4 protein-coding genes are annotated in these 13273 nt (G+C 66.7%); all 4 read left to right on the forward strand.

Translation table 11 applies throughout. The annotated features are described in order from the left end of the window. The first annotated feature begins 46 nt into the window (after positions 1-46). The 4 genes from D5041_RS00635 (at position 47) to D5041_RS00650 (ending at position 13143) form a co-directional block, all read left to right on the forward strand. Positions 47-544, forward strand: a complete 498-nt coding sequence (locus tag D5041_RS00635; protein ID WP_321162578.1) for a choice-of-anchor U domain-containing protein — start codon at positions 47-49, stop codon at positions 542-544. A gap of 154 nt (positions 545-698) precedes the next feature. Continuing rightward, positions 699-4088 (forward strand): Ig-like domain-containing protein, encoded by a 3390-nt coding sequence (locus tag D5041_RS00640; protein WP_265283597.1) that lies wholly within the window; start codon positions 699-701, stop codon positions 4086-4088. 637 nt (positions 4089-4725) lie between these two features. After that, positions 4726-12360 carry a SwmB domain-containing protein gene (locus D5041_RS00645; RefSeq protein ID WP_265283598.1) on the forward strand — a complete coding sequence of 2545 codons (7635 nt, stop codon included), beginning with the start codon at positions 4726-4728 and terminating at the stop codon, positions 12358-12360. A gap of 603 nt (positions 12361-12963) precedes the next feature. Then, entirely contained in the window at positions 12964-13143 is a 180-nt protein-coding gene (locus tag D5041_RS00650; RefSeq protein ID WP_265283599.1) for a hypothetical protein, read from the forward strand. Positions 13144-13273: the final 130 nt, after the last annotated feature.

Genomic DNA, 13273 nt, shown 5'->3' on the forward strand with positions numbered 1-13273 from the left:
CACCGGCCTGGAGCAAGAAGACGCCCCCGCCCAGTTGCCCCAGGGGATGGAGATGCCCCTCGGGCTGCTCCGCTTCGAGGCGACGCTGGCCCCGGGCCACAGCAGCGAGGCGTTCAGCCTGTCCGTAGACCCGGCGCTGGGCGTGGGCGGCTACTGGGCCCGGGACGGCACCGGCACCTGGGTCAACCTGAGCAGCGCGCCCTGCGGCGGCCAGGTGGCCAGCAAGGGCGGGCGGCTGCGGCTGGACTTCGAGATCGCCGATGGCGGGCCGTTCGACGCCGACGGCCAAGCCAACGGCGTCATCACCGCGCCCGGCGCCGCAGCGCGCATGCCCCTTGTCCCTCATGGGGCAGACGCCGGACGCGGCAGGCGGCCTCTGGTTCTGACGGGGCAGCGGCAGCGTCTGGCACAGCGGCTGCCCAAGCCCATCCGCCCCGGCGATGTGAGCATGGGGAGTCGGCGAGAGCACCGTCTGCGCCCTGTTCTACGCAGGCATCGAACGGTAGCGCACGGGAGGCGCACCGGGACAGTCGAAAAAAATTAACGGATAAATCGTCAATATATGTTTAAATATAATTCCGTTTGTTACGCGTTCGTTGCCACTCCGGTTGGCGCCAAACCCGTGACAGCGGCTGCTTCGAATCCGCAACTGCGCATCAACCATCAACCGCTTAAGGAAAACCATGACCCTCGCCCCCATGAAAGTCAGAGTTTGGGCCGACACCTACTACACCTACAGGTCCGCCCAGGAGAAAACGACCGTCTTGCATTTCCAGTTCGACGACCGGCCGGGGTGGTCGATCTACATGCGCCCCGAGGACCGCAGCTCCGGCTACCGCCACTTGCCCCTGGAGCCCGACTACCGGATTGATGGCGGTACCGATAACTTCCGGGGTTACGCGCGGATCGAACGGGACCCCCGCAGCGAGCGCCTCTGGCTCTCACTGCGTGTGGAGAACGGCGAAACGCAATGGCACAGCAACCCCGTGGACCTCGGCAGGGTGATCGCCCCCGATGGGGGCCGGAGGTACATGGGGGACATGTTTTTCGATATGTTTTCCATCGACACCGTCAGGCCCAAGCCTCACAGCATCACGATCGACGACGAACACCTCCAAGTCGACGAAACCGCCACCGTCACCTTTGTTTTTAGCGAGAAAGTCGCCAACTTCCAGCCCGCCATCGACCTCTCCAACGCCCATGGCACGCTGGGCAGTCTGACCACCGTGGACGGCGGCATCACCTGGACCGCCCCCTTCACACCCATGGCCAACACGGACGCCGAAAATTGCGTGATCTCCGTGCGGATGAACGAGGTGCGGGACCTGTCCGGCAACCCGGGAGGGGACCCCTATAGAGGGATTACCCCCGCCAACAGCAACGGCTACGCCGTCAGCACCACGCGGCCCAGCTTGGCCACTACCGGCCACACCATCGACGACAACCAACTCGGCATGGGCCAGACCGCCCACGTCAGAATCAAATTCAGCGGGGCGGTGAAGGGCTTTGACGCCTCCGACGTGATCCTCGCCCCGGGCAGCGGCAGCGTGCGCCAAGTGCTCGCCTCGCAACCCGCGGCCGACGGCAGCAGCGACACCTGGGAGGTGGTGCTCGATGCCCCCGGCGCCGACGGCGCTGCATCGACGAACAACCCGATCAGCGTGAACCTCGCGGGCGTCAGCACCCGCGCGGGCAGCCCGGGCCAGGGCACCGTGGCCACGAACCTGAGCTACGGCGTAGACCTCACCCGGCCCACGCTGCTCAGCACCCGCATCAGCTACGGCGCAGGCGAGACCGACAACATTCTCAAACTCGGCGAAACCGCCCTGGTCATCTTCACCTTCTCCGAAGCGGTGACGAACTTTGGCCTCGACGATCTGCGCATGGCCAAGGGCACGCGCAATGGCACGCTGTCGCAGCCGACGTCCACCGGCGACGGCAGCGTCTGGGTCGCGACCTTGAGCGCCCCGACTCCCGGCGTCACGTCGTCGAACAACACCATGCGCGTGAACCTGTCCGGCGTGAACGATCTTGCGGGCAACGCGGGCGAGAGGGTGGTTCCCGCCGGCGTCCGCTACGACATCGACACCGTCGGCGAGCGCCCCACCCTGCGCATCACGCTGGCCGACACCTTGCTCATCGCGGGCGAGAGCACCACCGTCACCTTCGACTTCAACCAGGTCGTCACCGGTTTTGACGCCGACGACATCGTGCTCAGCAACGCCAGCGGCACGCTGGGCGCTCTCGCCGTCAGCGCAGAAGGTAAGACCTGGACCGCCCCCTTCACGCCCGCAGCCAACACCGAGACCGCGAGCAGCACCATCCGCGTGGACCTGACTGGCGTGCGCAACGCCGCAGGCACCCCCGGGATCGGCAGCACCGCCAGCGCCAACTACACCGTGGACACCGAGCGCCCCACGGCCACCATCACGCTGGCCGACAGCGCGCTCACCGCGGGCGAGAGCACCCCCGTCACCATCACCTTCAGCGAGCCCGTCACCGGCCTGGACGCCAGCAACATCGTGTGCGCGAACGGCACGCTGGACACGCCCACGAGCGACGACGACGGCACGGTCTGGACGGCCACCTTCACGCCCACGGCCAACGCCAGCGCCCAGGCGAACACCATCCGCCTGGACCTCACCGGGGTGCGCGACGACGCGGGCAACGCCGGTGCCGGCAGCGCCTCCAGCGCCAACTACTCCGTGGACACCTGGCCTGCCGGCACCACCGGTCCGACCGCCACCATCACACTGGCCGACGTCAGCTTGACCGTGGGGGAAAGCACCACCGTCACCTTTGCCTTTAACGAAGCCGTCACCGGCTTCACGCGCGACGACGTCGATCTCACCGACGCCAACGGCACATTGGGCAACCCCACGACGCATGACGACGGCAGAACCTGGACGGCCACCTTCACGCCCACGACGCATACCGAGAGCGGGACCAACACCATCCGCGTAAACCATGCCGGCGTGACCAACACCGCAGGCCGCGCCGGCACCGGCCGCGCGGATAGCACCAACTACCTGGTCGACACCTGGGCCCCGATGTTCTCCAGGGCCGAGGTGAACGGCGCCCAGTTGATGCTCAGCTACGCCGAAGGAATCGGCCTGAACATGGCCCATATCCCGCCCGCCATAGCTTTTGCGGTGCACGTCGATGACGTGCACACCGCCGTCGTCGCCGTCCGGGTGCACGCGCACGATATCGTCAGCTTGATGCTGGCCACCCCTGTCACCAGCGACCAGCAGACGGTGACCGTCGCCTACGCCGCCCCCCCGCCCGGCAACGATGCCGGCGCCATACAGGACACGGCCGGCAACGTCGCGGCCAATTTCTTCACCATGCCGGCGCACAACCGCACCCCCGCGCCACAGGGTCCGGCCTCGTCGGCCCGGTCGGCTCCGTTGATCCCCTCGGACCCGACGCACAAGAACGCGGACAACGAGGGCATTCCCGGCAGCGCCAAGGACCAGACCCCCGGCGTCGCCGGCCCCGCTGGCGCAGCCCCCATGGCCGGCGACGGCAACGGAGACGGCATCCCGGACGGCACGCAGGCCGCGGTGGCATCGACCCGCCTCGTGCTCAGCAGCCCCACCGGAGCAAGCCAGCCCGCAGACGCGGCCAACAGCACCCCCGTGACCCTGGTGGCCGGCAGCCTGGACGGCAAGCTGGACCCGGACAGCAGCGGCGCACGCATCACCCGCCTGGAGCAAGAAGACGCCCCCGCCGAATTGCCCCAGGGGATGGAGACGCCCCTCGGGCTGCTCCGCTTCGAGGCAACGCTGGCCCCGAGCCACAGCAGCGAGGCGTTCAGCCTGTATGCAGACCCGGCGCTGGGCGTGAGCGGCTACTGGGCCCAGGACCGCACCGGCACCTGGGTCAACCTGAGCAGCGCACCCTACGGCGGCCAGGTGGCGCACGAGGGCGGGCAACTGCGGCTGGACTTCGAGATCGCCGATGGCGGACCGTTCGACGCCGACGGCCAGGCCAACGGCGCCATCACCGCGCCCGGCGCCGCAGCGCGCATGCCCTTGTCCCTCATGGGGCAAACGCCGGATGCGGCAGGCGGCATCTGGTTCTGACGGGGCTGCGCAGCAGGGTCTGGCAACAGCGGCTTGCTGTGCCCAAGCCTGTCCCCGCGCCCCGACGGGGACGGCCTGAACCCGAAGGGGTTGGCGCTGCATTCGCCTGCATGGTGCGGACAGGGCCGCCTGCGCGCGCCGACATACAGACCAGACCCCCGGCGCCGAACGATCCCGATCGCGCAGGCGGCAAGCAGCAGCAATTGCTCGGAGCCGGCGCAGCGCTTCGGGCAGCGCCAATCCCTCTGCGCGCACGGTCCACGCTCGGCCAAGCTTGGCACACACGCACAAACAAGGGTTTGCACGGCCTGAAAAATTCGCGTTTATTTCCCGCGAAAAGGGCCACGGGCGCAGGCATCCGGCACGCAGCGGGTGACCTGGGCTGAGCGCGCAGGGCACGGCGGTTGGCCGCGCCCAAGGAGGTGGACGAGAGCACCGTCTGCGCCATGTTCTGCATGGGCGTCGAACGGTAGCGCACGGGGCACGCCGAGGCACCCAAGAAAAATATCGTAATAAAACACCATATTGTGTTTAAATATTAGCCATATTGTTACGTTCTCGTTGTTGCCGAAACAAATCCCGAGCAGGGGCTGCGCCGAGTCCGCAATCGCACATCGACCACTTGAAAGGAAACACCATGTTCGGTCCTTCCGCTGTTAGCTCCGTCAGAATTTGGGCCGAGGCATACAGGCCCCAGGACAAGCCATACGAACTGTTCACGGCATCCTCATCGACCAAGGTGCATTTCCGTTTCAACGAAAGGATATGGGAGCCGAGTTTCCAGCTCTCCGACTGCACGATCCCGAGCGGTACCCGCTGGTCCACCGGTCGCTACGAGAAATTGACCAGGGACCCCAACGATCCCAAGCACTACTGGGCCCGGCTGGAGGCGCTGGAAGGTGTGGAGAATGGCTGCGGCCGCATCACCCTGAACCTTGTCAACGTCTTGGATCAAAACGGCAATGACGGCCGGGACGTACGCGGCAATGACATCTCAAACACCTCAAGGACCTACTCTTCCGAGGGGGTTTTTACCGTCGACACCACCCGCCCAAAACTGGAGCGCATCACGCTCGACAAAACCCGCATCAAAGTCGGGGAGACCGCCAGGGTCCAATTCTTTTTCAGCGAGAAAGTCACCGGCGCAAGCGTCAAGGCAGCCATCGACCTCTCCCAAGCCCAAGCCTATGGCACGCTGAGCGACCCCTACAGCACCGACGGCGGCGACACCTGGACGGCCATCTTCACACCCGCAGCGAACACGGAAACCGCCGAAGCCTGCAAGATCGGCCTGAACGTCTCCCGGGTGAAAGACCTGCTGGGCAACACGGGACAGGCCGGCGCAGCCGTCTACAGCCACAGCTACTCCGTGGACACCCGGGGCCCCTCGCTGACCGCGGATGCCATCACGTTCAGCGAGAGCATCTTGACGCGTAGCAAGATGAATATGACCGTCACCCTCCGCTTCTCCGAACCCGTCAAGGGTTTGGGACTCGCAAGCCTGCGCGAGTCCGAGGGGCGGGAGATCGGGGAAAGGAGCACGCTGTCCGGCCCGGTCGCCAGCGACCCCGACGCCAACGGCTATGGCACCGTCTGGACCGTCATATTGACGGCCCCGTGGAACGAGTCCACGAATAACTCGGAGAACAACAAAATCACCGTGAACCTCGCCGGCGTGACCGATCGCGGTGGCAACCAGGCCACAGGCAGTGTGGAATCGAGCAACACCTACGCCATCGACGTCAAACGGCCCACCGCCGTGATCACGATGAGCGACACGAATCCGGGAATCGGGGAAGTCGCTACGGTCACCCTGCGCTTCTCCGAAAAAGTCACCGGCCTCACCCTCGACGACATCGCGCACGACCAGCGGCACTCCCTGGTCGGCCCCACTCTGAGCGACTTGCTCAGCAGCGATGGCGGCCAGACCTGGACCTTCAAACTGACCCCGGCGGACCTCAGCCACAGCAGGAGCCAGGCGGACCCGCGCTCGATCTTCCTGCGCCAGGGCAGCGTGACGGACGCGGCGGGTAACCCGGGTCCGAAGGACGACACATACAGCCCCCACTACACCGCTGACCACTCCCGGCCTGTCCTGGCTTCGTCGCGCATCGCCTACGCGTCCGCAGAGACCGACAGCACCCTCGACGCCGGCGAAACCGCCACCGTCACCTTCGTCTTCTCCGAAGCGGTGACGGGCTTCGACAGCAGCTGCGTGATGGCCCACACCAACGACGCTGGCAGCACCGCGATGATCCACCCGGACGCTGCCGGCGGCACGCTGTCGAACCCGGTCTCCACCGACGGCGGCATCACCTGGACCGCCACACTCACGGCCCCGACGGCCAGCACCACGCTCACCGACGTCGGGCTGCGCGTGGACATGGGCCGCGTCACCGACGCCTCGGGCAACAGCGGCGAGGGAACGGCAGCCAGCGACTTCCGCTACACCATCAACACCACCGTCTCCGGCACGCGCCCCAGCGCCACCATTGCGCTGGCCGACAGCGCGCTCACCGCCGGCGAGAGCACCACCGTCACCATCGCCTTCAGCGAGCGCGTCAACGGCTTTGACGCCACCGACGTGGACCTCACGGAAGCCAACGGCACGCTGGGCCCCCTCACGGCAAATGCAGACGGCAGAACCTGGACCGCCACGTTCACGCCAACGGCCAACGTCGAAGACAGCAGCAACACCATCCGCGTCAACCTCACGGGCGTGACCGACGCCGCAGGCAACGCCGCCACCGGCAGCGCCAGCAGCGACAACTACACCGTGGACACCCGGTCCGCAGACACCACGGCCCCGCAGCTGATCGGCACCGGCATCGATCGTCCCAGGGCCTCGGGCAATTTGTTGGCGCTCAACTTCAGCGACCAGAGCAACATGGTCGCAGCCTTGGACCGCCTGCCGGCCAACGGGGATTTCACCGTGCGCGTCGATGGCGTGGCGAATACCGTCACGAACGTCCGCATCAATGAAATCTCCAGGAACATGATCCTGACGCTGAGCACCCCCATAGCGCATGGTCAGCGCGGCGTGACCGTTGCCTACGACGACGGCACGCCCGCCGACAACCAGGGCATACAGGACACGGCCGGCAACTGCCTGACCAGCATCCCGACCACGCAGGTGAGCAACATCACGCTGGACGCCACGGCCCCGGAGTTGATCACCACCGGTGCCAAGGGGCCCCGGGTCAACGCCAGCACGGTGTTCCTCGACTTCCACGACACGAGCGACCTGAACCAGGACGATACGGCCCGACCGAACGGCAGCGACTTCACGGTGCTCGTCGATGGCCAAGCCGTCACCGCCACGGCCACACGGTATGCATCCGGAAAAACCCTTGCTCTGGAACTGAACACCTCCGTGCAGCTGGGTCAGACCGTGAGCATCGCCTACCAGGACAGCACGCCCAGCGACGAGAGCGCCATACGGGACATGGCCGACAACCACCTGCTCAGCTTTCCGACCACGGCGGTGCGCACGGACATCGCGGCCCCGGTGCTGATCACCACCGACGAGGCGCAGCGCCCCAGGGTCAGCGGCGACCAGCTGGTGCTCAGCTTCCAGGACACCAGCAACCTGGACGCGACCAACAAGCCGGCCAAGGAGGCTTTTGCGGTGCTCGTCGATGGCACCGCCCAGGTCGTCCACGACGTCGCCGTAAATGCCGAGGCCAAGACCGTGACGCTGACACTGGCCACTGCGGTCACCCAGGGCCAGTCGGTCACCGTCGCCTACGACGACCCCACGACCAACGACGACACCCACGCCATACAGGACGCCGCAGGCAACGACGCGACCCACTTTGCGGCCACCGAGGTGGTCAACAACACGCCAGCGCCAGCAGACACCACGGCCCCTCAGCTGATCACCAGCGGCGACACGACGCGCCCCAGGGTCAACGGCGACCAACTGGTACTCAGCTTCGACGACAGCAGCGACCTGGACGCGGACGCGGACCACAAGCCGGACACCAGGGCCTTTGCGGTGCTCGTCAATGGCGTCGCAAACGCCGTCACCAACGTCACCGTCGATGGCCACACCAAGACCGTCACGCTCACGCTGAGCACGGCGGTCAGCCATGGCCAGTCGGTCACCGTCGCCTACGCCGACCCCACGACCGACGACGACGCCAACGCCATACAAGACACCGCAGGCAACGACGCGACCAGCTTTGCGGCCACCGCGGTGCACAACGACACGCCAGCGCCAGCAGACACCACGGCCCCGCAGCTGATCACCAGCGGCGACACGACACGCCCCAGGGTCAACGGCGACCAACTGGTACTCAGCTTTGGCAACACGGACAACCTGGACGCGGACCCGATCTACCAGCCGGAGAGCGAAGCCTTTGCGGTGCTTGTCAACGGCGTCGCAAACGCCGTCACCAACGTCACCGTCGGGGCCCGGGCCAAGACCGTCACGCTCACGCTGAGCACGGCGGTCAGCCATGGCCAGTCGGTCACCGTCGCCTACGCCGACCCCACGACCGACGACGACGCCAACGCCATACAGGACGCTGCCGGCAATGACGCGGCCAACTTTGCTGCTACCGAGGTGGTCAACGACACGCCCGCGCCAGCAGACACCACGCCCCCGCAGCTGATCACCAGCGGCGACACGACGCGCCCCAGGGTCAACGGCGACCAACTGGTACTCAGCTTCGACGACAGCAGCGACGTGGACGCGGACCCGGACCACAAGCCGGCCAACGAGGCCTTTGCGGTGCTTGTCGATGGCGCCGAGAACGCCGTCACCAACGTCACCGTCGATGGTCAGACCAAAACCGTCACGCTCACGCTGAGCACGGCGCTCACCCACGGCCAGTCGGTCACCGTTGCCTACGCCGACCCCACGACCGACGACGACGCCAACGCCATACAAGACACCGCAGGCAACGACGCGACCAGCTTTGCGGCCACCGCGGTGCACAACGACACGCCAGCGCCAGCAGACACCACGGCCCCGCAGCTGATCACCAGCGGCGACACGACACGCCCCAGGGTCAACGGCGACCAACTGGTACTCAGCTTTGGCAACACGGACAACCTGGACGCGGACCCGATCTACCAGCCGGAGAGCGAAGCCTTTGCGGTGCTTGTCAACGGCGTCGCAAACGCCGTCACCAACGTCACCGTCGGGGCCCGGGCCAAGACCGTCACGCTCACGCTGAGCACGGCGGTCAGCCATGGCCAGTCGGTCACCGTCGCCTACGCCGACCCCACGACCGACGACGACGCCAACGCCATACAGGACGCTGCCGGCAATGACGCGGCCAACTTTGCTGCTACCGAGGTGGTCAACGACACGCCCGCGCCAGCAGACACCACGCCCCCGCAGCTGATCACCAGCGGCGACACGACGCGCCCCAGGGTCAACGGCGACCAACTGGTACTCAGCTTCGACGACAGCAGCGACGTGGACGCGGACCCGGACCACAAGCCGGCCAACGAGGCCTTTGCGGTGCTTGTCGATGGCGCCGAGAACGCCGTCACCAACGTCACCGTCGATGGTCAGACCAAAACCGTCACGCTCACGCTGAGCACGGCGCTCACCCACGGCCAGTCGGTCACCGTTGCCTACGCCGACCCCACGACCGACGACGACGCCAACGCCATACAGGACGCCGCCGGCAACGACGCGACCAGCTTTGCTGCTACCGAGGTGGTCAACAACACGCCAGCGCCGGCAGACACCACGGCCCCGCAGCTGATCACCAGCAGCGACACGACGCGCCCCAGGGTCAACGGCGACCAACTGGTACTCAGCTTCGACGACAGCAGCGACCTGGACGCGGACGCGGACCACAAGCCGGACACCAGGGCCTTTGCGGTGCTCGTCAATGGCGTCGCAAACGCCGTCACCAACGTCACCGTCGATGGCCACACCAAGACCGTCACGCTCACGCTGAGCACGGCGGTCAGCCATGGCCAGTCGGTCACCGTCGCCTACGCCGACCCCACGACCGACGACGACGCCAACGCCATACAAGACACCGCAGGCAACGACGCGACCAGCTTTGCGGCCACCGCGGTGCACAACGACACGCCAGCGCCAGCAGACACCACGGCCCCGCAGCTGATCACCAGCGGCGACACGACACGCCCCAGGGTCAACGGCGACCAACTGGTACTCAGCTTTGGCAACACGGACAACCTGGACGCGGACCCGATCTACCAGCCGGAGAGCGAAGCCTTTGCGGTGCTTGTCAACGGCGTCGCAAACGCCGTCATCAACGTCACCGTCGGGGCCCGGGCCAAGACCGTCACGCTCACGCTGAGCACGGCGGTCAGCCATGGCCAGTCGGTCACCGTCGCCTACGCCGACCCCACGACCGACGACGACGCCAACGCCATACAGGACGCTGCCGGCAATGACGCGGCCAACTTTGCTGCTACCGAGGTGGTCAACGACACGCCCGCGCCAGCAGACACCACGCCCCCGCAGCTGATCACCAGCGGCGACACGACGCGCCCCAGGGTCAACGGCGACCAACTGGTACTCAGCTTCGACGACAGCAGCGACGTGGACGCGGACCCGGACCACAAGCCGGCCAACGAGGCCTTTGCGGTGCTTGTCGATGGCGCCGAGAACGCCGTCACCAACGTCACCGTCGATGGTCAGACCAAAACCGTCACGCTCACGCTGAGCACGGCGCTCACCCACGGCCAGTCGGTCACCGTTGCCTACGCCGACCCCACGACCGACGACGACGCCAACGCCATACAAGACACCGCAGGCAACGACGCGACCAGCTTTGCGGCCACCGCGGTGCACAACGACACGCCAGCGCCAGCAGACACCACGGCCCCGCAGCTGATCACCAGCGGCGACACGACACGCCCCAGGGTCAACGGCGACCAACTGGTACTCAGCTTTGGCAACACGGACAACCTGGACGCGGACCCGATCTACCAGCCGGAGAGCGAAGCCTTTGCGGTGCTTGTCAACGGCGTCGCAAACGCCGTCATCAACGTCACCGTCGGGGCCCGGGCCAAGACCGTCACGCTCACGCTGAGCACGGCGGTCAGCCATGGCCAGTCGGTCACCGTCGCCTACGCCGACCCCACGACCGACGACGACGCCAACGCCATACAGGACGCTGCCGGCAATGACGCGGCCAACTTTGCTGCTACCGAGGTGGTCAACGACACGCCCGCGCCAGCAGACACCACGGCCCCGCAGCTGATCACCAGCGGCGACACGACACGCCCCAGGGTCAACGGCGACCAACTGGTACTCAGCTTTGGCAACACGGACAACCTGGACGCGGACCCGATCTACCAGCCGGAGAGCGAAGCCTTTGCGGTGCTTGTCAACGGCGTCGCAAACGCCGTCACCAACGTCACCGTCGATGCCCGGGCCAAGACCGTCACGCTCACGCTGAGCACGGCGGTCAGCCATGGCCAGTCGGTCACCGTCGCCTACGCCGACCCCACGACCGACGACGACACCAACGCCATACAGGACACCGCAGGCAACGACGCGGCCACTTTCGCAGCCATGGCGGTGGACAACCGCACACCCGCGCCACAGGGTCAAACTCCGTCGGCCTCGTCAGCCCCCTCGACCCTCTCAACCCTCTCGGCCCCGGCAGGCCCGACGGACAGGAGCACCCAGGACAGCAACGGCATTCCCGGCAGCGCCAAGGACCAGACCCCCGGCATCTCCAGCCCCGCTGGCACAGCCCCCGTGGCCGGCGACGGCAACGGAGACGGCATCCAGGACAACACGCAAGCAGCAGTGCATTCGACCCGCCTCGTGCTCAGCAACCCCACCGGAGCAAGCCAGCCCGCAGACACGACCAGCACCCCCGTGACCCTGGTAGCCGGCAGCCAGGACGGCAAGCTGGACCCGGACAGCAGCGGCGCACGCATCACCCGCCTGGCGCAAGAGGACGCACCCGCCGAGTTGCCCCAGGGAATGGAGACACCCCTTGGACTCCTCAGCTTCGAGGCAACGCTGGCCACGGGCCGCAGCAGCCAGACCTTCAGCCTGTATCTGGACCCGGCGCTGGGCGTGAACGGCTACTGGACCAGGGACAGCGCCGGCAACTGGGTCAATCTGAGCAGCGCGCCCTACGGCGGCAAGATGGCGAACGAAGGCGGGCGGTTGCGGCTGGACTTCGAGATCAGCGATGGCGGGCCGTTCGACGCCGACGGCCGGGCCAACGGCGCCCTCACCGCGCCCGGCGCCGCAGCGCAGATGCCCTTGTCCCTCGTGGGGCAGGCGCCGGACGCGGCGGGCGGCCTCTGGTTCTGACGGGGCAGCGCAGCAGGGCTTGGGCAGCGGCTTGCCAAGCCGGCCGCGTTCCGGCATGCAGACCAGCCCCCCGGCGCCAAACGATCCCGCTCGAGCCGGCGACAAGCCAACAGCAGTTGCTCAGAGAACCCGCGCGATACGGGGAATGGCTTCGGGCAACGCCAATCCCTGCGCGCCCCCCGCTCACGCTCAGTCAGCCTGACGCGCCCGCACAAACCAGGGTTTGCACGGTCTGAAAAATTCGCGTTTATTTCACGTGAAAAGGGCGGCCGGCACGAGGCAAGCAAGCTACCCGACACGTAGGCGCGGCCACCGCGAAGGGCCCGGCGATTGGCCGCAGCAGGCTGCTGGCCGCGCCAAAGGGGGTGGGCAAGAGCACCGTTTGCGCCCTGTTCTGCGCAGGCATCGAACAGTAGCGCACGGGAAGCGCGACGGGACAGACAAAAAAATGAACGGATAAATCGTCAGCATGTGTTTAAACATGTTTAAATATGCTTCCGTTTTGTTACATACCCGTTGCCACTCCGGTTGGCGCCGGACCCGTCACAGCGGCTGCTCCGAATCCGCAACTGCGCATCAACCATCAACCACTTAAGGGAAACCATGAGCATCGCCCCCATCAAAGTCAGAGTTTGGGCCGACAACTACAAGATCGCCGACGGCGGGCCATTCGACGCCGACGGCCAGGCCAACGGCGCCATCACCGCGCCCGGCGCCGCAGCGCGCATGCCCTTGTCCCTCATGGGGCAGACGCCGGACGCGGCGGGCGGCCTCTGGTTCTGACGAGGCAGCGCCACAGGACTTGGCACAGCGGCTGCCCAAACCCACAGCCCCCCGACCGCCGAACGCTCCCGATCGAGCCCCGAGCACAGAGGCCGCACCGGGTCCACAACCACACAACAACCACTTGAAA

Source organism: Verminephrobacter aporrectodeae subsp. tuberculatae, assembly GCF_026127385.1.
In the GTDB taxonomy this organism is placed as follows: domain Bacteria; phylum Pseudomonadota; class Gammaproteobacteria; order Burkholderiales; family Burkholderiaceae_C; genus Acidovorax; species Acidovorax aporrectodeae.